Consider the following 26,385-nt stretch of genomic DNA (forward strand, 5'->3'; position numbering starts at 1 on the left):
CTCCCTCTGCAAGGACATCCCATGGCCGGAGCCAGCCTGCTGACCCTGATCGACGACATCGCGACCCTGCTCGATGACGTCTCGGTAATGACCAAAGTCGCCGCGAAGAAAACCGCGGGTGTCCTGGGCGATGACCTGGCGCTGAACGCCCAGCAGGTCAGCGGCGTGCGGGCCGAGCGCGAGTTGCCGGTGGTCTGGGCGGTGGCCAAGGGTTCCCTGGTGAACAAGGCCATCCTGGTGCCCGCAGCCCTGCTGATCAGCGCCTTCATTCCCTGGGCGGTGATCCCGCTGCTGATGCTGGGCGGCGCTTTCCTCTGCTTCGAAGGCTTCGAGAAGCTGGCGCACAAGTGGCTGCACAGCGACGAGGAAGACGCGCAGCACCATGCGGAGCTGGCCGAGGCCGTGGCCAACCCGGAAGTGGATCTGGTGGCCATGGAGAAGGAAAAGATCAAGGGCGCCATCCGCACCGATTTCATCCTTTCCGCCGAAATCATTGTCATCACCTTGGGTACGGTGGCCGATGCCGCCTTCGGCAGGCAGGTGGCGGTTCTCGTGGGCATCGCGCTGATCATGACGGTGGGCGTGTATGGCCTGGTGGCCGGCATCGTCAAGCTGGATGACCTCGGCTTCTACCTGGTGCGCCAGGCCAGCTCGACGGCACAGGCCATCGGCCGCGCCATCCTTGCCGCCGCACCCTGGATGATGAAGGGGCTGTCGGTACTGGGAACCGCTGCAATGTTCCTTGTGGGGGGCAGCATCATCCTCCACGGCATCCCTGCGGCCCATCATCTGCTGGAGCCGGTGCTGGCCGCGGTTGGCGGCTTTGCCTGGCTGGTACAGATTCTGGTGGATGGCCTGGCAGGTATCGCTGCCGGTGCGCTGGTTCTGGCCGGGGTGAGCCTGGTGAAGAAGGTGCTGTCGGCCGTGAAGGGCTGAACTATTGGCTGTACGGGGGGCCAAGGGCAGATGCGCCGCCTTTGGCGATTGAATTGGCTCTGTCTGCGTTAGCTGTTGCGAGAAATTGACCATCGGGCCAAGAGCCTTGTAGGAGCTGGCTTGCCAGCGAAACGCGGCCATTCGCTGGCAAGCCAGCTCCTACGGGCAATGCAGACATAGCCATTGAAATCCCGCCACAGTGTTTCGACGCTGATGCGGCGCGATTCCTGGGGCTTTGGGCTAGGCTGAAAATCCGTACCCCGGGTTTGCCAACATGCTCGACATCCCACCTGAGGACGACTTCTGGCGGGATGCCAAACAGGACAAGTCGCAAGCGCCCGAACTCGGCTCGGCCTTGGAGGCGCGGGCCCGCAGCGGTATGCCGATGCGCGGTTTCTGCCTGAAGAAATGCCAGTTGGCGGGCCTCGATCTGGTGCACCGTGGCAGCCACACCGGGTACGACCTTTCCGGAAGCGATTTCTACCGCGCCAATTTGCGCGGTGCCCATCTGTTCGCCATAAACCTGCGCGGCGCCTCGCTGATGAAGGCCGATCTACGTGATGCCAACCTGCACTGCGCCGACCTGCGTGACGCCAATCTGCTCGGGGTGAAGCTCGACGGTGCCCGTCTGGATAACGTGGTCTGGGACGAGCGGGTGCTACAGGAACGCGAGGCCCGTGACGCCTGCAAGAACAGGCAGCCGGCGTTGATGCTGGACTTCCTGCAACAGGCCGAGGAGGTCTATCGCAACCTGCGCATTCATCTGGAGAAGGCCGGGTTGTTCGAGGAAGCGGGGCGCTTTTTCTATCGCGAAATGGTCATGCGCCGCCTGCAAATGCCGCGTTGGTCAGCCCAGCGGCTGTTTTCCTGGCTGGTGGACCTGTTCTGCGGCTACGGCGAGCAGCCCCTGCGCGTGGTGCTGTTTTCCCTGGGCTTCGTGCTGTTCTGCGCGCTGCTTTATTTCCTGACGGGGATTCACCACGGCGATGTGCGGCTGGCCTTTTCCCTGGAGCAGGACCTGTTGACCAACCTCGAGGAGCTGGGCGCCTGCATGTACTTCAGCGTGGTGACCTTCACCACGCTCGGCTACGGCGACATCGCGCCGCTTGGCTTGTCGCGACCGCTGGCTGCCTTCGAGGCCTTCGTCGGCAGCTTCACCATGGCGCTGTTCGTGGTGGTGTTCGTGAAGAAGATGACGCGCTGAGGCTTTGTCCGAAAGACGGCTTATTGCTGAAAAACCTGGAAATCAGTCCTTCGGCTTGAACGCGCAGTAGCCGGGGCGCGGGCCGATTCTCGGGTGGTTTCGGCAGGTATCCGGGCGCTTGTCGTACACGGTGCACAGGCGACTCTTGCGGTCGAGGAAGTAGCAATCGTTGTTGCCCATGCGGGTGAGCGTGAAAATGCCGGACTTCTGGTTGAAGCGCTCCACCACGCCGTCCTTCATCAGCCTTTTCGCGATGTTCTTCGGCGGTTCGCCACGCTCGAACTCGGCCACCAGTTCCAGGCGGATCAAGTCGTTCAGGCGCGCTTCGACCGGCATGGTGCAGCAGCTGGAAACGCATGCGTGGCACATGGTCTTTTCGTATTTGATCCAGGTGTCCGTCCGGTCGAGGTCGGCACCGACGATCATCATGGTCTTCATGGTCGGCGAGCAGGCTAGGGTAGAAGGGCGGGCATCATAGCGATGTCGGTGAAAAAGTGAACAGTTTCCCGTCGGGGAACGCGAAATTTCCCTTTGTCTCAGCGGATTTGTGTCTATACGACACCGGGTTGTAGGAATCTTCTGTGTCTGTGAGCCAGGACTCAGGCGTCTCTATTGGGACGATGCCGGTTTCCTGTAGCTTCCGGCCGTTCGTGGCTGCGATGGATGCGGCCCCAGTGCTCAATCATCCGGGTAATCGCTGCATGCAATGGATCTTCATGCTGGTTGGCCTGGCCTTCGGGGCCGGGATTGATGAAAGCGTCACCGGAGCCCTGCTCGGCGGCCTGATGGGGCTGGGGCTGGGGCAGGCTATCCGCCTCCAGTGGCTGACGCGGGAAAATGCCGAGCTGCGCAAGTCGCTCGTCAGTTTTGCCGCACGGTTCGACAAGGGCACCCAGGCCATCCATGAGCGCCTGCTCAAGGTGGAGCAGGGAAGGGCGCAGTCGGCCGAGACAGCACCGCCTCAGGCTGTCGAACCCGCCGTGCCGGTTGCCAAAGCCGCGCCCGAGACCGTGGCCGAAGACGATGCCGACCTCGTCTGGGAACTGCCGGCGGATGTGCTGGCCGAGCCTGCGGCTGCCGCATCGCCAGCGCCCACACCTGCACCAGCGGCTGCGGCGCCCGCTGACGCCTGGGGCCGGGAAGCCCGCCCCGCTGTTCCTCCCAAGGCGCCGCCGCGTCCGCCGAAACCCCGCGAACCTTCTCTGCTCGAACGGGGCTTCGCCGCTGCCCGTAACTGGCTGTTCGGCGGCAACACCGTGCTGCGCATCGGCGTCGTGCTGCTGTTCCTCGGCCTGGCCTTCCTGCTGCGCTACGCCACCGAAGGCATGGTGGTGCCCGTGGAGCTCCGCTACGCCGGCGTGGCCCTGGCCGCCATCGCGCTGCTAGGCCTTGGCTGGTGGCTGCGCAGACGCAATCCGAGTTATGGCTTGATGCTTCAGGGCGCCGGCATTGCCGTGCTCTACCTGACAGTGTTCGCTGCCATGCGCCTGCATCCGTTACTGGACCCGAAGATGGCCTTCGGGCTGCTGGTCGCGGTAACCCTGTTTTCCGCCATCCTCGCCGTGGCCCAGGACGCCCTGGGCCTGGCCGCTGCCGCCGCGCTTGGCGGGTTCGCCGCGCCCATCCTCACCTCCAGTGGCAGTGGCAACCATGTGGCGCTGTTCAGCTATTTCGCGCTGCTCAACGCCGGCATCTTCGCCATTGCCTGGTTCAAGGCCTGGCGTCTGCTCAACCTGATCGGCTTCGTCGGCACCTTCGGTATTGGATTTGCCTGGGGCCTGCGTTCCTACCAGCCGGAGCTTTTCGCCAGCACCGAACCTTTCCTGGTGTTGTTCTTCCTGATGTATGTCGGCATCGGTCTGCTGTTCGCCCGGCGCAAGCTGGCAGAGGCGATGGACGCGCCGGCGGAGCGGGACGAGCTGTTGCGCTGGTCGGCGCGCCAGGGCGACACGGTGGACGGCACGGTGCTGTTCGGTCCGCCGATCATCGGCTTCGGCCTGCAGGTGGCGCTGATCCGCCATATCGAGTTCGGCGCGGCCTTCAGCGCGCTGGCCCTGGGGCTGTTCTACATCGTTCTGGCACGGGTCCTGGCCGGCCGTACCGCCGGGCGCGCCTTGCTGCTGGTGGAAACCTGTCTGGCCCTCGGTGTGGTGTTCGGCAGCCTGGCCATCCCGCTGGGGCTGGATGCGCGCTGGACTTCCGCTGCCTGGGCGGTGGAAGGCGCTGGCATCTACTGGCTTGGTCTGCGCCAGGGTCGGCCGCTGGCGCGGGCCTTCGCGCTGTTGCTGCAGTTCGGCGCCGCGATTGCTTTCCTCGGCGGGCTGCGCACCGGCGCCTATACATTGCTCGACGGTTCGCCCCTGGGCGCCCTGATGCTGGGCGCGGCACTGCTGTTCGTGTTCTGGCAACTGCGCCAGGCGCCAGATGACGCTGCCACCGACCTGGAGCAACGCCTCTCGCCGGCTCTCGCTTGTGCCGGGCTGGCGTTCCTTTATCTGATGGCGCCGCTCGCCTTCGCGGCGGAAGGCACCGCCATTGCCTGGGCACTGGCCGGGCTGGCGACGCTTTTCGTCGGGTTGCGACTGAACTCGCGCACCTTCCTCTTCAGCGCGTTCGCCGTGCAGTTGCTCGGCGGCGCGATCTTCTTGCTCGACCTGGACGGCTCGGGCCTGGGCAGCGGCTCCATGCCGGGCTGGCGTGGGCTGATGGTGGCGTCGCTGATCGGTCTGGCGCTGATCGCCGGGATGATCCTGGCTGCTCGCCACCCGCTGGCACGCAGCGATGCGCGATTGTTGCGTGGTCTGTCGCTGGTGCTGCTGGCGGGGCTGGCTTTCGTCAACCTGGCGGTGCTCTTCGTGTTGCCTTGGCGCACCGCCGCTGGGGTCTGGGCCGGCAGCGGTCTGCTGATCCTCTGGCTCAGCTTGCATCTGCAACAGCGCGCCGGGTTCTGGTTCGGTCTGTTCCTGCAATTGTTGGCTGGCATGAGTTTCCTCGCGGTAAGTCCGCTTCTACTGGGCGAGCTGAGTAGCGAAGGCCTGCGACCGCTGGCCCACGCCGGTTTCTGGACGCCGACCGTGCTCGCTCTGGCAGCCTTCGTCGGTGCCTGGCGCTTACAGCGTGCCGCCCGTGCGGAAGCGGCATTGGGCGGGCTGAGCCTCGCACATCTGGCCCAATTGCTGCTGGCCTGGAGTGCCGGCTGGTGGGCGCTGGCCTGGCTGGCGGAGATCGCGCGCTTTGCCAAGCCTGAACTGCAAGTGCCCCTGGCCCTGTTGCTGGCGGCGGCCAGCGTCGCCTTCACCACCTGGCTCGCGGGGCGCGAGCAGTGGCGTGCACTGGCCTTGCTCTGCCTGGTGCTGGCGCCTGCCGGCGTTGTGGCGCTGGCGGTTGCCTGGGACCCGCAGTATCACCCGGCAGCCAGCTTCGGCTGGGCCGGTTGGGGTGCCCTGTTCCTCGTGCACGTGCTGGCCCTGCGCAGGTTGGATCACCTCTTGCCCGCGGGGGCACGTAGTGCCGCCCATGTGCTGGGCTGTTGGTTGCTGCTCGGCGTGCTGGCGCTGGAGTTGCGCTACCTGTTGATGCTGCTCTCCGAGCAATACAACGCCTGGCGCTGGCTGGGTTGGGCCCTGCTGCCGAGCGCCTGGCTGTTGCTGGTGGCTCTGCGTCCGCGCCTGCCTTGGCCGGTGGCGGCTTATCCGCGTGAATACCGTCTGTGGGCGTCGTTGCCGCTGGCGCTGCTGATGCTCGCCTGGTTCTGGATCGCCAACGCCTGGAGCGATGGAGCAGCCGAACCGCTGCCGTACCTGCCGCTGCTCAACCCGCTGGAGCTGGGCCTGCTGTTCGCGCTGCTGGGTATCTGCCTCTGGCTGCGTGACTGCCTGCCGCAGTTCGGTGTGCGCGCACTGCCGGCATGGCTGCCCCAGGGCGTGGCCGGTGTATCGCTGTTCGCCCTGGCGACCGCGGCGGTGTTCCGCTGCGCGCACCATTGGGGTGGCGTGCCCTATCAACTGGAAGCACAACTGGATTCCATGCTGGTGCAGGCTGGCCTGTCCATCGTCTGGACCAGCATCGCCCTGGGCCTGATGGTTGGCGGTCACCTGCGGGCGCGGCGCGAACTCTGGCTGGTGGGCGCGGCGTTGATCGCGTTGGTGGTGGCCAAGTTGTTCTTCGTCGAACTGGGCAATCGCGGTGGCCTGGAACGCATCGTTTCTTTCATTGGCGTCGGCGTCCTGCTGCTGGTCGTCGGCTACTTCGCGCCGCTGCCGCCAAAGCGCGCGGAATCTCAACAGGAACAGGTCAACGCATGATCGGATTGTCTTGTCTGCGCCGCCCCGGCCTGGCCTTGCTGGCCAGCCTGGGATTGCTCTGCCAGCCGCTGCTCGCCGCTGAACAGCCAGACGACTTCACTACGCGCGTCGAGCTGCGGCTGGACGGGCAGGGCCCCTGGTATCGCATGGACCTGCCCATGGCTCTGCACTTCGCCGCGCAGCATGCCGACCTGCGCGACCTACGCGTGTTCAACGCCGAGGGCGAGTCCCTGGCCTATGCCCTGACTCGCAGCAGCGCAAGCGAACGCCGTGCCCGTCACGAACAGACCGTACGCTGGTTCCCCTTGCGTGGTCCGGCGGACGGGAGTGGTGCCTTGCCCAGCGTAAGGATCGAGCGCAGTACTACCGGAACGGTCGTGCAGGTGGTGCCGGAGAATCCCGTGGCCGAAGGTGAGCAATTGCGTGGCTGGTTGCTGGACGTCAGCGGTGTGGGAGCTCCGCTGGAGAAGCTCAGTCTGGAGTGGAACAGCGCAGCTGACGGCTTCCAGCACTTCAGCATCGAGGCCAGCGATGACCTGCAACATTGGGAGTCATGGGGTGATGGACAGGTGGCGCGCCTGTCGTTCGCCGATCAACGCATCGACCAGCGCGAAGTGGCCCTTCCCGGGCGTTCCGCGCGGTACCTCAGGCTTCTCTGGCAGAGCCCTCGGCACGCGGCGGAACTGACTGCGGTGAAGGTATCGAGCGCCAGCCGTGAAAGCCTGCCGGCGGCCATGGCCTGGTCCGCGCCGCTGGACCCGGTCAGCAGCAAGGATGGCCAGTACATCTGGGACCTGCCGCTGGGGTTGCCCATCGAGCGACTGCGCGTTGCCGTGGAGCGGCCCGGCAGCCTGCTGCCGGTGCAGGTGGAGGCTCGCCGCGATGGCGCTCCGCAATGGCAGCCGGTAATGTCCGGCCTGCTTTACCGGTTACCGCAGGACGGAAAGGAGGTCGCCCAGGAGGAGCTGGACCTGCCGGGATGGATGGCGATCAAGCAGCTGCGCCTGACGGTTGATCAGCGTGCCGGCGGCTTCGGCCAGCAGGTACCCCGTCTGGAAGTGGGCATGCATGCCACCCAGGTGGTATTCCTCGCTCGTGGCAATCCGCCGTTCACGCTCGCCCTGGGCAATCTTGAGGCCAGCCGCGCGGAACTGCCCCTGTCCACGCTGGTGCCGGGTTTCGACAGCGCCAGTCTGGAGAAGATGGGGCGCGCCGAAGCAGTGGCGATTCCTGCGCAGACTGGCGTCCATCCGGCAGAGCGGCAGGCGGCCGGTCAGATCGTCTGGAAACGTGTCGGCCTCTGGGCCGTCCTGCTGCTGGGTGTCGGTCTATTAGGGGGCATGGCGTTCAGCTTGCTGCGTCGCCCGGCGGCGCGGTCTTGATGAATTGCGAATGACCATACGGTGATAGTGGCTTTTTGATGTATCTTTGTTCGGTCATTCCAAAGGCCGCAGCAGGCGGCTCCACGTCAGGTCAGGACGATCAGGTGCCCAGCCTTCAGCCGCTCCATCCGGAACCCTTGCCCCCAATTGCCGTGCCCTCCGGGGAGCTGCGTTGAACACCTGCCTGGCCAGTGGATGGAGCTTCAGCGGGCCGGTGGCGCTGACCATTGCCGTCGGTATCGGCGTGGTGTTCATAGCGCTCTGGGTCCGCCGCCAGCCTCATTTTCCTGGTCGCGAAAGCTTTCTCGTCCTGCATGCCGGCATCTGTTGGTGGCTTGCGGCCGCCTGCCTGGAGCTGGCAGCGCAGGGTCCGCAGTGCAAGGTCTTCTGGGCCAGCATGGCCTGGCCGGGCATTATCGGCGTACCGACCTTCTGGGCCGTGTTTCTCTGGCAGTACGTCAACAGCATCCGTGAACCCCTGAGCCCGCGAGCCTTCCTGTTCCTGGGTATTGGTCCGCTGGTCGCCTCCGCCATGGCCCTTAGCAACCCCTGGCACCAACTGTTCTACGGCCCCGGCACCCTGCCGGCGGACGATACGCTGGGGGCGGCGATCCGCTACGACCATGGGCCGCTCTTCGATGCCGTGGCCGTCTACGTCTACGTGTTCATGGTTTTCTGCCTGGCCGTGGTGACCCGCGCCGCCCTGGCCAGCCATGGCCTGCACCGCCGTCACTATCTGGCATTCGTGCTGGTCACCTGCGTGCCCTGGGGCGTCAACCTGAGCTACGTCGTTTACGGCTGGACCTTGTTCGGCTTCGACCCGACGCCGTTCAGCTTCGCCTTCACCCTGGTGGCCTTCACCTTCCTGATTCTCGGCGTTCGTCTTTTCGACCTGGTGCCGGTGGCGCGCCATCTGCTGCTGGAGGAGCTGCCCGACCCGGTGCTGGTGGTTGACCCCAAACGCCGGGTGATCGATGCCAACCCCGCCGCACTGACACTGGCCGGGCAACCCGTGGGCTGGCAGGGCATGGCGCTCTCCAGGTGGCCGGTGTATGGCCTGGAGCTGGAAGCGATGCTGGTGGCGGGGGAGAAGGAGATGCTGCTGGTCCCGGCCAGTTCTTCGCGCTACTTCGAGGTCCGCTCCCGCGATATCGAGCGGGTGACCCGCAGCGGCACATCGATTCTCGGACAGATGCTCTACCTGCGTGACATCACCGAGCGCCACTGCAGTGAACTCAAGCTGGCTGAGGCCCTGGCGACCAGCGAAGAGCGCCTGCGTACCATCACTCGTCTGCATGAACAGTTGCAGGAGCAGGCGCTGCGGGACCCGCTGACCGGTCTCTACAACCGCCGACATCTCGGCGAACTGTTCGCTCGCGAGCAGGCTCGCAGCCAGCGCGAGCGCACGCCCATCGCCCTGGCATTGATCGACCTCGACCACTTCAAGCAACTCAACGACCGTCACGGTCACCTGGTCGGCGACGATGTGTTGCGCGCGGTGGCCATCCATCTCACCGGCAACCTGCGCGGCAGCGACGCGGTATTCCGCATTGGCGGTGAGGAGTTCCTCCTGCTGCTGCCCGGCGCCAGCGGCGATGAGGCGTACGCGCGGTTGCAGGCGCTCTGCCAGGCACTTGCCGGCCTACCGCTGCCGACCCGGGAAGGGCCAGTGTCGGTGACCCTGTCCGCCGGCCTGGCGGTCTGGCCGATGCAGGGCCAGACCCTGGAAGAGCTGATGCAGGTGGCCGATGCCGCGCTCTACGAGGCCAAACGCAACGGCCGTAACCAGGTGCGGAGACTCGCCGCGAACGATGTCGGCTGACCGCTGAACCAGTGGCTGACACCGGCGTCAGATATTTTCGTGGCCTGTGTGGCCCGCATTCACTGCCGATTCAGCACCTTCCATCCCGCTGAGAGGCAATGCCATTCGACTCGCGCTAAACTGCGCGCATTTTTCCACCCTCCGGAGCCATTCCATGTCCCGCGTTACCCTGAGTCGCTACCTGATCGAGCAGACCAGAAGCCACAACACCCCTGCCGATCTGCGCTTCCTCATCGAGGTTGTCGCGCGCGCCTGTAAGGAAATCAGCCATGCGGTGTCCAAGGGCGCGCTGGGCGGCGTGCTCGGCAGCATGGGCACCGAGAACGTGCAGGGCGAAGTGCAGAAGAAGCTGGACGTAATGTCCAACGAAATCCTGCTCGAAGCCAACGAGTGGGGCGGTCACCTGGCCGGCATGGCCTCCGAGGAAATGGACAACGCCTACCAGATCCCCGGCAAGTACCCCAAGGGTGCCTACCTGCTGGTATTCGACCCGCTGGACGGCTCCTCCAACATCGACGTCAACGTGTCGGTAGGCACCATCTTCTCCGTGCTGCGCTGCCCTGAGCAGTACCTGTCGCAGAACGACAGCCTGGACGAAAAGGCTTTCCTTCAGCCGGGTGTTCAGCAGGTTGCCGCCGGTTACGCCATCTACGGTCCGCAGACCATGCTGCTGCTGACCCTGGGCGACGGCGTGAAGGGCTTCACCCTGGATCGCGAGCTGGGCTCCTTCGTGCTCACCCACGACAACATCCGCGTGCCGGAAACCACCGCCGAATTCGCCATCAACATGTCCAACCAGCGCCACTGGGAGGCCCCGGTAAAGCGTTACGTCAGCGAGATGCTGGCCGGTAAGGAAGGCAACCTGGGCAAGAACTACAACATGCGCTGGATCGCCTCCATGGTGGCCGACGTGCATCGTATCCTCACCCGCGGTGGCATCTTCATGTACCCCTGGGATGCCCGTGAGCCGGAGAAACCCGGCAAGCTGCGCCTGATGTACGAGGCCAACCCGATGTCCTTCATCATCGAGCAGGCCGGCGGTGCTTCCACCGATGGTCGCCAGCGCATCCTCGACATCCAGCCGACCTCCTTGCACCAGCGCGTGCCCGTCTTCCTCGGTTCCAAGGAAGAAGTCGCCCGCGTCACCGGTTACCACCAGGAGTAACCGTGCAGCCCTGGCAGCCGTTGCTGGACTGGTGGTTTGGCCCCGAGGCCTCCGCCAGCCAGACCGCCGCAGCGCGCCAGGGGCTGTGGTTCGGCAAGAAGGACCATCAGGACGCCGAAGCCCGCGAGCGCTTCGGTGGCCTGGTTGAACAGGCACTCGATGGCGGTCTCGCCAACTGGGCCGAACAGCCGGACGGCTGGCTGGCGCTGGTGCTGCTGCTGGACCAGCTGCCACGCATGATCTACCGCAACGACCCACGCGCCTTCGCCGGCGACGCCCGCGCGCAGGCGCTGGTGGCCGACGGGCTTGTCCGTGGCCAGGAACGGGGCCTGGCGCCGATCCGCCAGATCTTCATCTATCTGGTGCTGGAGCACGCCGAAGACCTCGCCAGCCAGGAGCGTGCCCTGTATCGCTATCGGCTGCTGCTGGACGCTGCGGACGCCGCCGAGCGCAAGCTGTTCGAGGGCTTCCTCGATTTCTCCGAGCGCCACCGGGTGGTCATTGCCCGATTCGGCCGCTTCCCTCATCGCAATTCCGTGCTCGGACGCGCGTCGAGCGACGAAGAATCCGTTTTCCTGCGGGAACCCGGTTCGCGCTTCTAGAATCGAATGGAACAATCTCGTGACCCGCCGTGTCCGGTCGGTCGCTTTCCATCCGCCAAGGAGTGCTTCATGTCATTGCGTACCCTCGCCCTCTTGTCCTGCTGCCTGGTGCTGGCCGCCTGCAACAAGCTCAACCAGGAGAACTATTCCAAGCTCAAGTCCGGCATGACCAAGGCCGAAGTGGAGCAACTGCTCGGCAGCCCGACCGAGTGCTCCGGCGCCGTGGGATTCACCAGCTGCACCTGGGGTGACGAGAAGGCCTTCGTCAGCGTGCAGTACGCCGGGGAGAAGGTGCTGATGTTCTCCGGCAAGGGGCTCAAGTGAAGCGCGCAGCTGCGCTGCTGGCGGCCCTGTTGCTGGCCGGCTGCGCCAGCCATGGCGGGGCGCCTGTACCGCCGCGTACCGTGTCGGCGGTGGACCTCGGGCGTTACCAGGGCACCTGGTATGAGTTGGCGCGATTGCCGATGTTTTTCCAGCGCGGTTGCGCCCAGTCCGAAGCCCACTACAGCCTGCAAGACGACGGAAGCCTGGGTGTGCTGAACCGCTGCCGTACCCTCGATGGCGACTGGAAAGAGGCACGCGGCAATGCCGTGCCCCAGGTGGAGGGGCGCACCGACAAGCTCTGGGTGCGTTTCGATAACTGGTTCTCCCGGCTACTGCCAGGCATCGCCAAGGGCGATTACTGGGTGCTCTACCTGGACGACGACTACCGCACCGCCTTGGTGGGCAATCCGGATCGCAAGTACCTCTGGCTGCTGTCGCGCACGCCAGTGGTCTCGGAGAAGACTCGCGAGCAATTGCTCGAAGTGGCGGAGGAGCAGGGCTACGACACGGACCTGCTGATCTGGCGTGTGTCGGATGCTGCCCTCTCCTCCCACCCCTCTCCCTGAAGGGCGAGGGGTGCTTGTCCGTGCGATGGCAGGTTCAAAGCCTGGATAGACTCGGAGTAGCCGGTGAGCTTCGTGGTCTCAGGCGCGGGTCACCCCTCTCCTCTTAAGGGGGAGGGTAACGGGTCAGCGCAAGACTTCCCGCAGAACCCCTGCAAAGGCCTGCGCAGTTTCCGCTTCGGCCGCATGCCGGCCATCCCTTACCACCCAGTTCCCGCCCACCATCACATCGCGCACCTGACGATCGCCGCCGGCAAACAGCCAGCGGTTGAGCAGGGCATCGCCTTCGGCGGTGGCCAGGTAGGGATCGTTGCCATCGAGCACCAGCCAGTCGGCGCGCTTGCCGACTTCCAGGGCGCCCACCGGCTGTCCGAGGGCTTGGGCGCCACCGGCCAGGGCAGCGTCGAACAGGGTGCGGCCAACCTGGGGCTGATCGGCGCGATAGAGACGGTTACGACGCTGGTCGCGCAGGCGCTGGCCGTACTCCAGCCAGCGTAGTTCCTCCACCACGCTGACCGACACATGGCTGTCGGAGCCGATGCCGAGGCGACCGCCCCGGGCGAGGAAGTCCACCGCCGGGAAGATGCCGTCACCCAAGTTGGCCTCGGTGGTCAGGCAGAGCCCGGCCACCGCGCCGCTGGATGCCATGGATGTCACTTCTCCCGGCTCCGCATGAGTGGCATGGACCAGGCACCAGCGCTCATCCACCGGGGCATTCTCGTACAACCACTGCAGCGGCCGGCGGCCGCTCCAGGCCAGGCAGTCGTCCACTTCCTTCTGCTGTTCGGCGATATGGATGTGGATGGGGCGCTTGCCCAGTTCCGCTGCCAGCACGGCCTTGATCTGTTCAGGCGTCACCGCGCGCAGCGAGTGGAAGCACAGACCCAGGCGCTGGTTGGGCTGGCGAGCGATTTCTGCGCGCAGGCGTTCCTGCAGGGCCAGGTAGCTGTCGGTGCTGTTGATGAAGCGGCGCTGTCCCTCGTTGGGCGACTGGCCGCCAAAACCGGCGTGGCTGTACAGCACCGGCAGCAGGGTGAGGCCGATGCCGGCATCGCGGGCGGCCTGGCTGACCTGCAGGGACAGCTCGGCGGGGTCGGCATAGCGGCGGCCGTCGACATCGTGGTGCACGTAGTGGAACTCGGCGACGCTGGTGTAGCCGGCCTTGAGCATTTCGATATAGAGCTGACGGGCGATGATCCCGACTTGCTCCGGCGACAATCGCCCTACTAGTCGGTACATCAGGTCGCGCCAGGTCCAGAAGCTGTCATTAGGGTTGCCCGCCACCTCTGCAAGGCCAGCCATGGCGCGCTGGAAGGCATGCGAGTGCAGGTTCGGCATGCCCGCCAGCACCGGGCCTTGCAGGCGTTCGGCGCCTTCTGCGTCGGCATCGGCGAGGACCTGTTGGAGCAGGCCGTCGGAGGAAACTTCGAAGCGGACGTTGCGCGCCCAGCCCTGCGGCAGCAGGGCGCGTTCGGCGAAGAATGCGGACATGGTGAGGGCCCCTGGATGGGTGGTTTTATTTGTATATACATATACAGACGTTTGAGGGTAACGTAAACTCACCGTCAGTCGCACACTTGTCTGGAGTTGTCGAATCCGGTACATGCCGGAGACGGGCGCCACGTTCCGGGCACCGCCAGTTCTGCCTCTTCGCCGACAAGGAGAATCTCGTGTCCAGTTCGCCCTCAGCGCCTTCGTCGCTGGCCGCCCAGATGGGGGGCACCCCCGCGCCGCTCTATGCCCGCGTCAAGCAGATGATCAGCCAGCAGATCCAGAGCGGCGCATGGCCGCCGCACTATCGAGTGCCCTCGGAGAGCGAGTTGGTCAACGAGCTGGGTTTCAGCCGCATGACCATCAACCGTGCCCTGCGCGAGCTGACTGCCGAAGGGCTGCTGGTGCGCATGCAGGGCGTCGGAACCTTCGTCGCCGAGCCCAAGGGCCAGTCGGCGTTGTTCGAAGTGCACAACATCGCCGAAGAGATCGCCGCTCGTGGCCATCGCCATCATTGCGTAGTGGTCAGCCTGGTGGACGAAGTGGCCGGTCCCGAGCGGGCACTGGCGCTTGACCTGCGTGAGGGCCAGCGCGTGTTCCACTCGCGCATCGTGCATTTCGAAAACGATGTGCCGGTGCAGATCGAAGACCGCTTCGTGAACCCGGCCGTCGCCCCCGATTACCTGAAGCAGGACTTCACTCGGCAGACGCCCTACGCCTACCTGTCCCAGGTGGCGCCTCTCACTGAAGGCGAGCATGTGGTGGAGGCCATCCTGGCCGACGCCGATGAGTGCAAGCTGCTGCTGATCGAGCGCGGCGAGCCCTGCCTCCTGATTCGCCGGCGTACCTGGTCCGGACGCAATACCGTGACCAGCGCGCGCCTTCTCTATCCCGGTTCCCGCTACCGCCTCGAAGGACGTTTCGGTTCATGACCCAATCCCGCTTGCTGCGTGCCGCCGATTACCCCCGCATGCCGTGGAAGAACGGCGCAGGTTCCACCCTGGAAATCGCCCGCGACGCAGGCGACGGTCTCGACGGCTTCGGCTGGCGCCTGTCCATCGCGGATGTCGGCGAGTCCGGCGGCTTCTCCGCCTTCACCGGCTATCAGCGGGTAATCACCGTGCTGGAAGGCGCTGGGATGCGCCTTGCGGTAGACGGGCAGCAATCCCGCGACCTGACCGCTCTCGACGCGTTTGCCTTCAATGGTGGCAGTGCGGTGAACTGCGAGCTGATCGACGGCCCCATCCGCGACTTCAACCTCATCTATTCGCCGAAGCGCTATGCCGCTCGCCTGCAATGGCTGCAAGTCGAAGGCGAACTCAAGCTGTTCAGTGCCGCCAGCACCATGCTGTTGTTCGCCGCTGAAGGCGGGGTGAGCCTCACGCTGGATGGCCAGGCATTCGAATTACTCGGCCGACATGATTGCCTGCACATCGAAACCACCAGCGCCCTGGCCGAGGCGAAGCTGGACGGCAAGGGTGCCTGCTGCCTGATCGAGCTGACACCACGCTAAGGCGCACGGCCGATTCTTTTGTAGGGGCACATTGGCGCTACAGGGTCTAAACCTAATCCTGTCGCCCGCCACGCCTATCGGAGCTGCACCATGCCACGCCACAGCGTCCTCGCTGCCGTCGTCCTGTCGCTGGCGCTGTCCGCCTCGCTGGAAGCCGGAGCCGCCGAATGCCCCTATCCCAAGCCCGTGGTGCTGGCCGGGCTGAATTGGGAAAGCGGCATGTTCACCACCGAAGTGCTGCGCTACCTGCTGGAAAAGGGCTACGGCTGCAAGACCGATGTGCTGCCGGGTAACACCCTGACCATGGAAAACGCCTTGCGGCAGAACGACATTCAGGTGATTGCCGAGCAGTGGGCTGGCCGCAGCGAGTTGTGGCGCAAGGCCGAAGCGGCCGGTGAAGTCTTTGCCGTCGGCGAGCCAGTGAAGGGTGCCACCGAGGGCTGGTGGGTGCCGGATTACCTGGTGAAGGGGGAGGGCGCGCCCGCCGCGGACCTGCGTTCGGTGACCGACCTGCCGCGCTTCAAGGCGCTGTTCAAGGACCCGGAAGATCGCAGCAAGGGGCGCTTCTACAACTGCCCCACCGGCTGGACCTGCGAAGGGGTCAATAGTCAGAAGCTCAAGGCGTACGGCCTGGAAGACAGCTATGTGAACTTCCGCACCGGCACGGGACCGGCGCTGGACGCGGCCATTACCTCGGCGATCCGACAGCGCCAACCCATCCTCTTCTACTACTGGTCGCCCACACCGCTGATGGGTCGCTATCAGCTGGTGCAACTGGAAGAGCCGCCCTTCGACCAGAAGGCCTGGGAAACCCTGATCGACCCGAAGAATCCCAAACCGATCGGCACGCGCTCGCTGCCGGCGAAAATCTCCATCGGCGTGTCCCGCGAGCTGCATGAAAAGGCACAGCCCCTCGTGGACGCCTTCGCCCGGTTGGAAATACCCCTGCCACTGTTCAACGGCATCCTTGCGCGCATGGCCGAGCAGCACGCCGACGCCGCTCCCATGGCCATCGACTTCTACCGCCAGCATCGGGATGTCTGGTCGAACTGGGTGCCGAAAGATGTCGCACAGCGCATCGACGACTCCCTGAAGTAACTGTTACCTAAGGCCCCAAGTTGGGGAGCGCATGCTTCTAAATCGGGCATTTCCCCTGTGCGGTAACAGTTTTTTCGCCGTCCGCCTCTCTGCTTGTCTATACATCCTGGCGCTCTGCGACCCTTGTGGCGCAAGGCTTCGAGCGGACTTTTCCGATTGCCTGAGAGAGTTTGGCCTCTCGCTTGCATATGCTTGTATGTACAAGTTTATATGTGTGCAGATGTCCACTGCTTTTCCCGCGCAGTCAGGCAGTAACGTTGCTCACCGCTACCACCCTACGAGGAGCCAGGCATGACCAAATTCCGTGACACCGAAATCCGCGCCCCGCGTGGCAACAAGCTGAACGCCAAGAGCTGGCTGACCGAAGCGCCGCTGCGCATGCTGATGAATAACCTCGACCCCGAGGTGGCGGAGAACCCAAAGGAACTGGTGGTGTATGGCGGCATCGGCCGTGCCGCGCGCAACTGGGAGTGCTACGACAAGATCGTCGAGACCCTTAAAGAGCTGAATGAAGACGAGACTCTGCTGGTGCAGTCCGGCAAGCCGGTCGGCGTCTTCAAGACCCACGCCAACGCCCCGCGCGTGCTGATCGCCAACTCCAACCTGGTGCCCCACTGGGCCACCTGGGAACACTTCAACGAACTGGATGCCAAGGGCCTGGCCATGTACGGCCAGATGACCGCCGGCAGCTGGATCTACATCGGCAGCCAGGGCATCGTCCAGGGCACCTATGAAACCTTCGTCGAGGCGGGCCGTCAGCACTACAACGGCAACCTTGCCGGTCGCTGGGTACTCACCGCCGGCCTCGGCGGCATGGGCGGCGCCCAGCCGCTGGCCGCGACACTGGCCGGCGCCTGCTCGCTGAACATCGAATGCCAGCAGACCAGCATCGATTTCCGCCTGCGCAGCCGTTACGTCGATGAGCAGGCCACCGACCTGGACGACGCCCTGGCGCGCATCGCCAAGTACACCGCCGAAGGCAAGGCGATCTCCATCGCCCTGCTGGGCAACGCCGCCGAGATCCTGCCGGAACTGGTACGTCGGGGCGTACGTCCGGACATGGTCACCGACCAGACCAGCGCCCACGACCCGCTCAATGGTTACCTGCCGATCGGCTGGAGCTGGGAGCAGTACCGCGACCGCGCGAAGAGCGACCCGGCTGCGGTGGTCAAGGCTGCCAAGCAGTCCATGGCCGTCCACGTACAAGCCATGCTGGACTTCCAGAAAATGGGCGTGCCCACCTTCGACTACGGCAACAACATCCGCCAGATGGCCAAGGAAGAGGGCGTGGCCAATGCCTTCGACTTCCCCGGCTTCGTCCCGGCCTACATCCGCCCGCTGTTCTGTCGTGGTATCGGTCCGTTCCGCTGGGCCGCGCTGTCCGGTGATCCGCAGGACATCTACAAGACCGACGCCAAGGTCAAGGAGCTGATTCCGGACGACGCCCACCTGCACCGCTGGCTGGACATGGCCCGCGAGCGCATCAGCTTCCAGGGCCTGCCGGCACGTATCTGCTGGGTTGGCCTGGGCCTGCGTGCCAAGCTCGGCCTGGCCTTCAACGAAATGGTGCGTAGCGGCGAGCTGTCGGCGCCCATCGTCATCGGTCGCGACCACCTGGACTCCGGCTCGGTCTCCAGCCCGAACCGCGAAACCGAAGCCATGCAGGACGGTTCCGACGCCGTTTCCGACTGGCCGCTGCTCAATGCCCTGCTGAACACCGCCAGCGGCGCCACCTGGGTGTCACTGCACCACGGCGGCGGCGTGGGCATGGGCTTCTCCCAGCACTCGGGCATGGTCATTGTCTGCGACGGTACCGACGAAGCCGCTGCTCGCATCGCTCGCGTACTGACCAACGACCCGGGCACCGGCGTGATGCGCCATGCCGATGCGGGCTACCAGATCGCCATTGATTGCGCACGTGAGCAGGGCCTGAACCTGCCCATGATCGGCAAAGGAGACTGAGCGTGAACGCGCTGAACCTGAAACCCGGAAGCCTGACCCTGGCGCAGCTGCGCCAGGTCTTCCACGCGCCCGTGCATGTGACCCTGGATGCCAGTGCCGGCAAGGCCATCGACGCCAGTGTTGCCTGCGTCGAGAGCATCGTCGCTGAAGGCCGCACTGCCTACGGCATCAACACCGGCTTCGGCCTGTTGGCTTCGACCCGCATCGCCCCGGCCGACCTGGAGAAGCTGCAGCGCTCGCTGGTGCTGTCCCACGCCGCAGGTGTTGGCGAAGCCTTGGACGACGCCATGGTGCGCCTGATCATGCTGCTCAAGGTGAACAGCCTGGCGCGCGGTTTTTCCGGCATCCGTCGCAAGGTAATCGACGCTCTGATCGCCCTGATCAACGCCGAGGTCTATCCGCACATTCCTCTGAAGGGTTCGGTAGGCGCTTCCGGCGACCTGGCACCCCTGGCGCACATGTCGCTGCTGCTGCTCGGCGAGAGCAAGGCGCGCCACAAGGGCCAGTGGCTGCCGGCCACCGAAGCACTGGCTGTTGCCGGACTCGAGCCGCTGACCCTGGCTGCCAAGGAGGGCCTGGCCCTGCTCAACGGCACCCAGGTCTCCACCGCCTATGCCCTGCGCGGCCTGTTCGAGGCCGAGGACCTGTTCGCCGGTGCCACCGTCTGCGGCGGTCTCAGCGTCGAGGCCATGCTTGGTTCCCGCGCGCCGTTCGATGCGCGCATCCACGCCGCCCGTGGCCAGCGCGGCCAGATCGACGTGGCTGCTGCCTACCGTGAGCTACTTACTGCCAGCAGCGAGATCGCCCGCTCCCACGAGAAGTGCGACAAGGTGCAGGATCCGTACTCCCTGCGCTGCCAGCCGCAAGTCATGGGCGCCTGCCTGACCCAGCTGCGCCAGGCCGCCGAAGTGCTGGAGATTGAATCCAACGCGGTTTCCGACAACCCGCTGGTATTCGCCGAATCGGGTGATGTGATCTCCGGTGGCAACTTCCACGCCGAGCCGGTGGCCATGGCCGCTGACAACCTGGCGCTTGCCATCGCGGAAATTGGCTCGCTGTCCGAGCGTCGTATCTCGCTGATGATGGACATGCACATGTCCCAGCTGCCGCCCTTCCTGGTGGAGAACGGCGGGGTCAACTCCGGCTTCATGATCGCCCAGGTCACGGCCGCCGCCCTGGCCAGCGACAACAAGGCCCTGGCCCACCCGGCCAGCGTCGATAGCCTGCCCACCTCGGCCAACCAGGAAGACCACGTGTCCATGGCGCCGAACGCCGGCAAGCGTCTCTGGGCCATGGCCGAAAACGTGCGCGGCATCCTCGCCATCGAATGGCTGGGCGCCTGCCAGGGGCTGGACTTCCGCACCGGCCTGAAGAGTTCGCCGAAGCTGGAAGAAGCCCGCGGCCTGCTGCGCTCGAAGGTCTCCTACTACCAGGAAGACCGCTTCTTCGCCCCGGATATCGAAACCGCAAGTGATCTGCTGGCCAGTGGCTGCCTGAATGCACTGGTTCCGGCAAGGCTGCTGCCGAGCCTGTGAACCTGAGGTAGGGAGCGGGAGGGTGGGGCGAGCGTCCCGCCCAGGTCGGGAAGACCGCAACTGCTTGAGGTACCCGGGGCGATCACGAGTCGTGACCGGTCGTCAAAACAACAATTGCCAGTCACTGGCACCGGGAGCCGGCACAACCGGCTTCTGTCGATGAACGAACTGCCTTAACCCTTACCAAGTTTCAGGAGCGTCGGAACATGCAATTCAAGAAGCGAGTGTTGGGTCTGATGTGTGCAGCGGGTCTGCTGGCCGGGACGGCTTCCGCCCAGGCGGCGGGCTGGTGTGAATCCGGCAAACCGGTGAAGTTCGCCGGGCTCAACTGGGAAAGCGGCATGTTGCTCACCGACGTGCTGCAACTGGTGCTGAAGAACGGGTATGGCTGCGAGACCGACAGCCTGCCGGGCAACTCCATCACCATGGAGCAGGCCCTGGGCAACAACGACATCCAGATCTTCGCCGAGGAGTGGATCGGCCGGAGCGACGCCTGGAACAAGGCCGCCTCCGCCGGCAAGGTGGTGGGCGTGGGCGCACCGATCGTCGGCGCCACCGAGGGCTGGTACGTGCCGCGCTACGTGATCGAGGGCGATGCCAAGCGGGGCATCGAGGCCAAGGCGCCGAAGCTCAAGGCCATCGCCGACCTGGGCCAGTACGCCGAACTCTTCCGCGACCCGGAAGAACCGGGCAAGGGCCGTTTCTACAACTGCCCGGCTGGCTGGACCTGCGAGCTGGACAACAGCGAAATGCTGAAGAGCTATGGCCTGGAAGAGAAGTTCACCAACTTCCGCCCCGGCACCGGCCCGGCCCTGGATGCGGCCGTGTTGTCGAGCTATCGCCGTGGCGAGCCTATCCTTTTCTATTACTGGTCGCCGACGCCGCTGATGGGCCAGGCGGACCTGGTAAAGCTGGAGGAGAAGCCCGGCGTGGACAAGAGCGTGACCATCCAGGTCGGCCTGTCCAAGACCTTCCATGACGAGGCTCCGGAACTGGTGGCCGTCCTGGAGAAAGTCAATCTGCCGATCGACCTGCTGAACCAGAACCTGGCGAAGATGGCCAAGGAAAAGATGGATTCCGCCGACCTGGCCAAGGTCTTCCTCAAGGAGCACCCGGAGGTGTGGCACGCCTGGGTGAGCGAGGATGCGGCGAAGAAGATCGAAGCCGCTCTCTGAGGCTGGGGCAGTCCCTAAATCACGGCCCGCTCCTTGGACGGAGGAGCGGGTTCACCACCTGACCGGAGCGAGCTATGTTCCCCGAACGCTTCACCTTTTCCATCGCTGACTGGGTCAATGGCTGGGTAGACAGCCTGGTGACCAACTACGGCGATGTCTTCCGCCACATCTCCGACACCCTGCTCTGGGCCATCGTCTATCTGGAAGGCACCCTGCGCGCCACGCCCTGGTGGCTGGTATTGGCGATAGTCGCCGGCATCACCTGGCATGCCACCCGACGCATCCTGCCGACGGTGGTGATCACCGGCCTGCTGTTCCTCGTTGGTGCGGTGGGGCTCTGGGACAAGCTGATGCAGACCGTGGCGCTGATGCTGGTGGCCACCTTCATCTCGGTGTTGATCGGCATCCCCCTGGGCATCCTTGCGGCCCGCAGCGACCGCCTGCGCGCCGTGCTGATGCCGCTGCTGGACATCATGCAGACCATGCCCAGCTTCGTGTACCTGATCCCGGTGCTGATGCTCTTCGGCCTGGGCAAGGTGCCAGCCATTTTCGCCACCGTTATCTACGCCGCGCCGCCGCTGATCCGCCTGACCGACCTCGGCATCCGCCAGGTTGACGGAGAAGTGATGGAAGCCATCAACGCCTTTGGCGCCAACCGCTGGCAGCAACTGTTCGGCGTGCAGCTGCCGCTGGCCATGCCGAGCATCATGGCCGGTATCAACCAGACCACCATGATGGCCCTGTCGATGGTGGTGATCGCCTCGATGATCGGCGCCCGTGGCCTCGGTGAAGACGTCCTGGTGGGCATCCAGACCCTCAACGTCGGCAAGGGCCTAGAGGCCGGCCTGGCCATCGTCATCCTGGCTGTGGTCTTCGACCGCATCACCCAGGCTTACGGCCGTTCGCGGCACGCAGTCAGCAAATGAGTGGCGAGAACATGAGCAAGATTGTCGTCAAGAACGTATTCAAGATCTTCGGCCAGCGCGCCGAGGAGGCCCTGGCACTGATCCAGCAAGGCAAGAGCAAAGCCGATGTGCTGCAAAACACGGGTTGCGTGGTCGGGGTAAACGACTTGTCGCTGTCCATCGGCGCGGGCGAGATCTTCGTGATCATGGGCCTGTCCGGTTCCGGCAAGTCCACCCTGGTGCGCCACTTCAACCGCCTGATCGACCCCACCAGCGGGCAGATCCTGGTCGATGGCGAAGACATCCTGCGCTACGACATGGAAGAGCTGCGGCAATTCCGTCGCAAGAAGATCAGCATGGTGTTCCAGAGCTTCGGTCTGCTGCCGCACAAGTCGGTGATCGATAACGTGGCCTACGGTCTCAAAGTCCGTGGCGAGACCAAGGAGTACTGCCTGGAGCGCGCCCAGCACTGGATCACCACGGTGGGCCTGAAGGGCTACGAGAAGTCCTACCCGCACCAACTTTCCGGTGGCATGCGCCAACGCGTCGGCCTGGCCCGTGCATTGGCCTCCGACACTGACATCATCCTCATGGACGAAGCCTTCAGCGCCCTCGACCCGCTGATCCGCGCCGACATGCAGGAACAACTGCTGGAACTGCAGAAGACCCTGCAGAAGACCATCGTCTTCATCACCCATGACCTGGACGAAGCCGTGCGCATCGGCAATCGCATCGCCATCCTCAAGGACGGCCAACTGATCCAGGTCGGTACGCCGCGTGAAATCCTCCATCAGCCCGCGGACGATTACGTCGACCGCTTCGTCCAGCGCCGCGTGGCCAATCTGTAAGGAACATCCGAATGTCGTTACCCGAGAAAGTCCTGCTGGGCGATTCACCGCTGAACTGGCGCCAGGTGGTGGCCGTGGCCCGTCACGGCGCCCGCCTGGAGCTGACCCCGGCAGCCTGGGCGCGCATCGAGAATGCCCGTGGCATCGTCGAACGTATCGTCGAACGGGGCGAACGCGCCTACGGGATCAGTACCGGCCTCGGCGCCCTGAGCGACATTGTGCTGAACGCCGAACAATTCGCCGCGCTGTCGCGAAACACGCTGCTCAGCCACGCCTGCGGCGTTGGTCCCGTACTGGCCGATGAGCAGACGCGCGCCATCATCTGCTGCGCCATCGCCAACTACAGCCACGGCCGTTCGGGCCTGCAAAGGGCTGTGGTGGAAGCGCTACTGGCGCTGCTGGAGCGCGGCATTACCCCACGGGTGCCGTCCCAGGGCTCGGTGGGTTACCTGACCCACATGGCCCATGTCGGCATCGCCTTGCTCGGCGTTGGCGAGGTGAGCTATCGCGGCCAGGTGGTGCCTGCCGTCGAGGCTCTGGCCGCCGAAGGGCTGGAGCCCGTGCGCCTGGGCGCCAAGGACGGCCTGTGCCTGGTCAATGGTTTGCCCTGCATGACCGGCCTGACCTGCCTCGCCCTGGACGACGCCGAACGCCTGATGCGCTGGGCTGATGTGATTGGTGCCATGAGTTTCGAAGCCCTGCGCGGGCAGATCGCCGCCTTCGACCCGGACATCATCGCCCTCAAGCCGCACCCGGGCATGCAGACGGTAGGCGCCAACCTGCTGGCCCTGCTCGCTGGCAGCGAGGTGGTTGCCGCCAGCCGCGGCATTCGCACCCAGGATGCCCTGAGCATTCGCTCTATCCCGCAGGTCCACGGCGCCTGCCGCGACCAGTTCGCTCATGCTGCCCGCCAGGTGGATACCGAACTGGCCGCCGCCAATGACAACCCGCTGCTGCTGGGGACGCCGGATGCCTACAAGATCGTCTCCCAGGCCAACCCCCATGGCGAGTCGGTGGCCATGGCGGCCGACCTTCTGGCCATTGCCGTGGCTGAACTGGGTGGCATTGCCGAGCGCCGCCTGGATCGCCTGGTCAATCCGCTGGTCAGCGGACTGCCGGCGTTCCTGGTGAGCCAGCCCGGGGTCAACTCGGGAATGATGATCGCCCAGTACGTCGCTGCCGCCCTGGTCGGTGAGAACCGTCAGCTGGCGCAGCCGGCGGTTGTGGACAACTTCGTCACCTCCGGTCTGCAGGAAGACCACCTCAGCCTCGGTACCAGCGCCGCGCTCAAACTGGGCAAGGCACTGGAGAACTGCGGCCGCATCCTTGCCATCGAGTACCTGTTTGCCGCCCAGGCTTTCGAGTTCCACAAGCCCAGGGGCTTCGGTGCCGGCACAACCGCCGCGTGGGAAACCCTGCGCGAACGGGTGCCGGCTTATGACCAGGACCGTTGGCTGGCACCGGACATCGCCCGTGCCGCCGACCTGTTGCGCGACGGTGCCGCGCTGGAAGGGATAGCCGCTCGCACCGGAGGACTGCAATGAAACACCTCTGGGATAACTGCCACGTCGCCACGATGCGAGGCGGCAAGTACTCGATCATCGAAGACGCTGTACTGGTGACCTATGCCGGGCGCATCGAGTGGATCGGCCCGCGCGAGGCACTGCCGGCGATTCCCTATGACGTGGAAGTCGACCTTAACGGCGCTTGGGTCACCCCGGGGCTGATCGACTGCCACACCCATCTGGTATTCGGCGGCGATCGCAGCCGCGAGTTCGAGCAGCGTCTGGAAGGCGTCAGCTACGCCGAGATTGCCGCCCAGGGCGGCGGCATCGCCAGCACCGTGCGCGCCACCCGCGAGGCCAGTGAGGAGGAGTTGCTGGAAAGCGCTACCCGTCGCGCCCGAAAGCTGCTGCGCGACGGCGTCACCACCCTGGAAGTGAAGTCCGGCTACGGCCTGGACCTGGCCAGCGAGCGCAAGATGCTGCGGGTCGCCAGGCGCCTGGGCGAATCCCTGCCGATCACCGTGCGTGCCACTTGCCTGGCCGCCCACGCCCTGCCACCGGAATATGCGGGGCGTGCCGACGACTACATCGCGCACATCTGCAACGAGATGCTGCCGGCGCTGGCCGATGAAGGGCTAGTGGATGCAGTGGACGCTTTCTGCGAGCACCTGGCGTTCTCCCCGGCCCAGGTGGAGCGCGTCTTCAAGGTGGCGCAGAAACTTGGCCTGCCGGTGAAACTGCATGCCGAGCAACTGTCCTCCCTCCACGGGTCCGCCCTCGCGGCGCGCTACCAGGCGCTGTCGGCGGATCACCTGGAATACATGACCGAGGATGACGCCATCGCCATGGCCAAGTCCGGCACCGTTGCCGTGCTGCTGCCGGGTGCCTTCTACCTGCTGCGGGAAACCCAGCTGCCGCCCATCGAGGCACTGCGTAAGCACGGTGTCGCCATGGCGGTGTCCACTGACCTCAACCCCGGCACGTCCCCGGCGCTGTCGCTGCGGATGATGCTGAACATGGCCTGCACCTCCTTCCGCCTGACCCCGGAGGAAGCGCTGGCCGGCGCCACGTTGCACGCCGCGAAGGCCCTGGGCCTGGCCGATAGCCATGGCAGCCTGGAAAGCGGCAAGGTGGCCGACTTCATCGCCTGGGATATCCAGCGCCCGGCGGAGCTCGCCTATTGGCTGGGCGGCGACCTGCCCAAGCGGGTGATTCGACACGGACAGGAGATCGACTGTGGATAACGTACTGAGCTTCAGCCGCGGCAACGCACCGCTGCTGATCAGCATGCCGCACCCCGGCACCCTTCTGACCCCGGCAGTGGAAGCCGGCATGGTGGAAGCTGGCTGGGACCTCACCGACACCGACTGGCATATCCCGCGCCTCTACGACTTCGCCACCGAACTGGGGGTGAGCACGCTTGCCGCGCAGTACTCGCGCTACGTCATCGACCTGAATCGCCCGGCCGACGACAAGCCGCTCTACGCCACCGCCACCACCGGTCTCTATCCGGCGACGCTGTTCGATGGCGAGCCCCTGTACCACGAGGGCGAAGAACCCACTGCGGCGGAGCGGGCGCGTTACCTGGCGGACATCTGGACCCCGTATCACCAGACCATCAACGAAGAACTGGCGCGGATGAAGGCCGAGTTCGGTTACGCGATGCTGCTCGACGCGCACTCCATCCGTTCCTTCGTGCCGCGACTGTTCGATGGCCGGCTGCCGGACTTCAATCTCGGCACCAACGCCGGGGCCAGTTGCGATCCGGGCCTGGCCGACTCGCTCGTCAGGGTATGCGCCGATGCCCAGGACTATAGCCACGTGCTGAATGGGCGTTTCAAGGGCGGCCACATCACCCGTCACTATGGCCAGCCGGACCAGCACATCCATGCTGTCCAACTGGAGCTCGCGCAGTGCACCTACATGGATGAGCAGGTGCCTTTCGACTACCGCGAGGACCTGGCCGTGCCGACCCAGGTGGTGTTGAAGCAATTGCTGGAGGCGATGTTGGCATGGGGACGCCAGCGTTACGGAGTCTGATCGTCGCTTGA

At 65.1% G+C, this 26,385-nt stretch carries 22 protein-coding genes; 20 read left to right on the forward strand and 2 right to left on the reverse strand.

Annotated features, from left to right (window positions below; genetic code table 11):
* The first annotated feature begins 21 nt into the window (after positions 1–21).
* Together D6Z43_RS21770 and D6Z43_RS21775 are read left to right on the forward strand one after the other, a co-directional pair.
* Positions 22–936 (forward strand): DUF808 domain-containing protein, encoded by a 915-nt coding sequence (locus tag D6Z43_RS21770; protein WP_120654114.1) that lies wholly within the window; start codon positions 22–24, stop codon positions 934–936.
* A gap of 274 nt (positions 937–1,210) precedes the next feature.
* Complete coding sequence (locus tag D6Z43_RS21775; protein ID WP_120654115.1) at positions 1,211–2,140, forward strand: pentapeptide repeat-containing protein; 930 nt, start codon at positions 1,211–1,213, stop codon at positions 2,138–2,140.
* A gap of 42 nt (positions 2,141–2,182) precedes the next feature.
* Here the strand turns inward: D6Z43_RS21775 and D6Z43_RS21780 are convergent, their stop codons facing one another.
* A complete protein-coding gene (locus tag D6Z43_RS21780; protein ID WP_077524693.1) occupies positions 2,183–2,578 on the reverse strand; it encodes a YkgJ family cysteine cluster protein in 396 nt (131 codons plus the stop codon).
* A 263-nt stretch (positions 2,579–2,841) separates the two neighbouring features.
* Here D6Z43_RS21780 and D6Z43_RS21785 point away from each other — a divergent pair, with 263 nt between their 5' ends.
* The 7 genes from D6Z43_RS21785 to D6Z43_RS21815 all read left to right on the forward strand — a co-directional run bounded on the left by D6Z43_RS21785 (position 2,842) and on the right by D6Z43_RS21815 (position 12,305).
* Positions 2,842–6,444 (forward strand): DUF2339 domain-containing protein, encoded by a 3,603-nt coding sequence (locus tag D6Z43_RS21785; RefSeq protein ID WP_120655330.1) that lies wholly within the window; start codon positions 2,842–2,844, stop codon positions 6,442–6,444.
* Positions 6,441–7,826 carry a DUF3999 domain-containing protein gene (locus tag D6Z43_RS21790; protein WP_120654116.1) on the forward strand — a complete coding sequence of 462 codons (1,386 nt, stop codon included), beginning with the start codon at positions 6,441–6,443 and terminating at the stop codon, positions 7,824–7,826. The genes D6Z43_RS21785 and D6Z43_RS21790 overlap by 4 nt, the downstream gene beginning before the upstream one ends.
* Before the next feature lie 172 nt (positions 7,827–7,998).
* The gene (locus D6Z43_RS21795) at positions 7,999–9,648 is read left to right on the forward strand and encodes a histidine kinase N-terminal 7TM domain-containing protein (RefSeq protein ID WP_120654117.1); all 1,650 of its coding nucleotides are present in this window, start codon (positions 7,999–8,001) and stop codon (positions 9,646–9,648) included.
* 154 nt (positions 9,649–9,802) lie between these two features.
* Complete coding sequence (locus D6Z43_RS21800; RefSeq protein ID WP_120654118.1) at positions 9,803–10,813, forward strand: class 1 fructose-bisphosphatase; 1,011 nt, start codon at positions 9,803–9,805, stop codon at positions 10,811–10,813.
* A 2-nt stretch (positions 10,814–10,815) separates the two neighbouring features.
* Positions 10,816–11,415 carry a DUF924 family protein gene (locus D6Z43_RS21805; RefSeq protein WP_120654119.1) on the forward strand — a complete coding sequence of 200 codons (600 nt, stop codon included), beginning with the start codon at positions 10,816–10,818 and terminating at the stop codon, positions 11,413–11,415.
* Between the two features lie 69 nt (positions 11,416–11,484).
* Positions 11,485–11,739 carry an outer membrane protein assembly factor BamE gene (bamE, locus tag D6Z43_RS21810; RefSeq protein ID WP_120654120.1) on the forward strand — a complete coding sequence of 85 codons (255 nt, stop codon included), beginning with the start codon at positions 11,485–11,487 and terminating at the stop codon, positions 11,737–11,739.
* Positions 11,736–12,305 carry a lipocalin family protein gene (locus tag D6Z43_RS21815; protein ID WP_120654121.1) on the forward strand — a complete coding sequence of 190 codons (570 nt, stop codon included), beginning with the start codon at positions 11,736–11,738 and terminating at the stop codon, positions 12,303–12,305. The genes bamE and D6Z43_RS21815 overlap by 4 nt, the downstream gene beginning before the upstream one ends.
* Positions 12,306–12,428: 123 nt before the next feature.
* Here D6Z43_RS21815 and D6Z43_RS21820 read toward each other — a convergent pair whose 3' ends face one another.
* Positions 12,429–13,793: a formimidoylglutamate deiminase gene (locus D6Z43_RS21820; RefSeq protein WP_120654122.1), complete on the reverse strand. Its 1,365-nt coding sequence runs from the start codon at positions 13,791–13,793 to the stop codon at positions 12,429–12,431.
* Between the two features lie 179 nt (positions 13,794–13,972).
* On the opposite strand from D6Z43_RS21820, the gene hutC reads away from it, so the two are divergent.
* The 11 genes from hutC to hutG all read left to right on the forward strand — a co-directional run bounded on the left by hutC (position 13,973) and on the right by hutG (position 26,374).
* Complete coding sequence (gene hutC / locus D6Z43_RS21825) at positions 13,973–14,725, forward strand: histidine utilization repressor (RefSeq protein WP_120654123.1); 753 nt, start codon at positions 13,973–13,975, stop codon at positions 14,723–14,725.
* Positions 14,722–15,306, forward strand: coding sequence for a HutD family protein (locus D6Z43_RS21830; protein ID WP_120654124.1), 585 nt, complete (start codon positions 14,722–14,724; stop codon positions 15,304–15,306). Before hutC ends, D6Z43_RS21830 begins: the two co-directional genes overlap by 4 nt.
* 90 nt (positions 15,307–15,396) lie before the next feature.
* Complete coding sequence (locus D6Z43_RS21835) at positions 15,397–16,404, forward strand: ABC transporter substrate-binding protein (protein WP_120654125.1); 1,008 nt, start codon at positions 15,397–15,399, stop codon at positions 16,402–16,404.
* A gap of 291 nt (positions 16,405–16,695) precedes the next feature.
* Positions 16,696–18,366, forward strand: a complete 1,671-nt coding sequence (hutU, locus tag D6Z43_RS21840) for a urocanate hydratase (RefSeq protein ID WP_120654126.1) — start codon at positions 16,696–16,698, stop codon at positions 18,364–18,366.
* Positions 18,363–19,901, forward strand: a complete 1,539-nt coding sequence (hutH, locus tag D6Z43_RS21845) for a histidine ammonia-lyase (RefSeq protein ID WP_256661046.1) — start codon at positions 18,363–18,365, stop codon at positions 19,899–19,901. The genes hutU and hutH (D6Z43_RS21845) overlap by 4 nt, the downstream gene beginning before the upstream one ends.
* 206 nt (positions 19,902–20,107) lie before the next feature.
* Positions 20,108–21,076 (forward strand): ABC transporter substrate-binding protein, encoded by a 969-nt coding sequence (locus tag D6Z43_RS21850; protein ID WP_120654128.1) that lies wholly within the window; start codon positions 20,108–20,110, stop codon positions 21,074–21,076.
* Positions 21,077–21,150: 74 nt separating this feature from the next.
* Positions 21,151–22,002: a proline/glycine betaine ABC transporter permease gene (locus tag D6Z43_RS21855; protein WP_028629837.1), complete on the forward strand. Its 852-nt coding sequence runs from the start codon at positions 21,151–21,153 to the stop codon at positions 22,000–22,002.
* Complete coding sequence (locus tag D6Z43_RS21860) at positions 21,999–22,829, forward strand: glycine betaine/L-proline ABC transporter ATP-binding protein (RefSeq protein ID WP_120654129.1); 831 nt, start codon at positions 21,999–22,001, stop codon at positions 22,827–22,829. Before D6Z43_RS21855 ends, D6Z43_RS21860 begins: the two co-directional genes overlap by 4 nt.
* Positions 22,830–22,840: 11 nt before the next feature.
* Complete coding sequence (gene hutH, locus D6Z43_RS21865; RefSeq protein ID WP_120654130.1) at positions 22,841–24,373, forward strand: histidine ammonia-lyase; 1,533 nt, start codon at positions 22,841–22,843, stop codon at positions 24,371–24,373.
* The gene (gene hutI / locus D6Z43_RS21870) at positions 24,370–25,578 is read left to right on the forward strand and encodes an imidazolonepropionase (protein WP_120654131.1); all 1,209 of its coding nucleotides are present in this window, start codon (positions 24,370–24,372) and stop codon (positions 25,576–25,578) included. Before hutH (D6Z43_RS21865) ends, hutI begins: the two co-directional genes overlap by 4 nt.
* Complete coding sequence (gene hutG / locus D6Z43_RS21875; RefSeq protein WP_120654132.1) at positions 25,571–26,374, forward strand: N-formylglutamate deformylase; 804 nt, start codon at positions 25,571–25,573, stop codon at positions 26,372–26,374. Before hutI ends, hutG begins: the two co-directional genes overlap by 8 nt.
* Positions 26,375–26,385 lie beyond the last annotated feature (11 nt).

The sequence above is a fragment of the Pseudomonas sp. DY-1 genome (assembly GCF_003626975.1).
Taxonomy (GTDB): Bacteria; Pseudomonadota; Gammaproteobacteria; order Pseudomonadales; family Pseudomonadaceae; genus Metapseudomonas.

Excerpts from the sequence above, each read along its gene's own strand:
- D6Z43_RS21830 (WP_120654124.1), top strand. The coding sequence starts at position 14,722 with ATGACCCAATCCCGCTTGCTGCGTGCCGCCGATTACCCCCGCATGCCG.
- hutI (WP_120654131.1), top strand. The coding sequence starts at position 24,370 with ATGAAACACCTCTGGGATAACTGCCACGTCGCCACGATGCGAGGCGGC.
- D6Z43_RS21770 (WP_120654114.1), top strand. The coding sequence starts at position 22 with ATGGCCGGAGCCAGCCTGCTGACCCTGATCGACGACATCGCGACCCTG.
- hutH (WP_120654130.1), top strand. The coding sequence starts at position 22,841 with ATGTCGTTACCCGAGAAAGTCCTGCTGGGCGATTCACCGCTGAACTGG.
- hutU (WP_120654126.1), top strand. The coding sequence starts at position 16,696 with ATGACCAAATTCCGTGACACCGAAATCCGCGCCCCGCGTGGCAACAAG.
- D6Z43_RS21790 (WP_120654116.1), top strand. The coding sequence starts at position 6,441 with ATGATCGGATTGTCTTGTCTGCGCCGCCCCGGCCTGGCCTTGCTGGCC.
- D6Z43_RS21860 (WP_120654129.1), top strand. The coding sequence starts at position 21,999 with ATGAGTGGCGAGAACATGAGCAAGATTGTCGTCAAGAACGTATTCAAG.
- bamE (WP_120654120.1), top strand. The coding sequence starts at position 11,485 with ATGTCATTGCGTACCCTCGCCCTCTTGTCCTGCTGCCTGGTGCTGGCC.
- D6Z43_RS21855 (WP_028629837.1), top strand. The coding sequence starts at position 21,151 with ATGTTCCCCGAACGCTTCACCTTTTCCATCGCTGACTGGGTCAATGGC.
- D6Z43_RS21850 (WP_120654128.1), top strand. The coding sequence starts at position 20,108 with ATGCAATTCAAGAAGCGAGTGTTGGGTCTGATGTGTGCAGCGGGTCTG.
- D6Z43_RS21780 (WP_077524693.1), bottom strand. The coding sequence starts at position 2,578 with ATGAAGACCATGATGATCGTCGGTGCCGACCTCGACCGGACGGACACC.
- D6Z43_RS21785 (WP_120655330.1), top strand. The coding sequence starts at position 2,842 with ATGCAATGGATCTTCATGCTGGTTGGCCTGGCCTTCGGGGCCGGGATT.
- D6Z43_RS21775 (WP_120654115.1), top strand. The coding sequence starts at position 1,211 with ATGCTCGACATCCCACCTGAGGACGACTTCTGGCGGGATGCCAAACAG.
- D6Z43_RS21800 (WP_120654118.1), top strand. The coding sequence starts at position 9,803 with ATGTCCCGCGTTACCCTGAGTCGCTACCTGATCGAGCAGACCAGAAGC.
- D6Z43_RS21835 (WP_120654125.1), top strand. The coding sequence starts at position 15,397 with ATGCCACGCCACAGCGTCCTCGCTGCCGTCGTCCTGTCGCTGGCGCTG.
- D6Z43_RS21820 (WP_120654122.1), bottom strand. The coding sequence starts at position 13,793 with ATGTCCGCATTCTTCGCCGAACGCGCCCTGCTGCCGCAGGGCTGGGCG.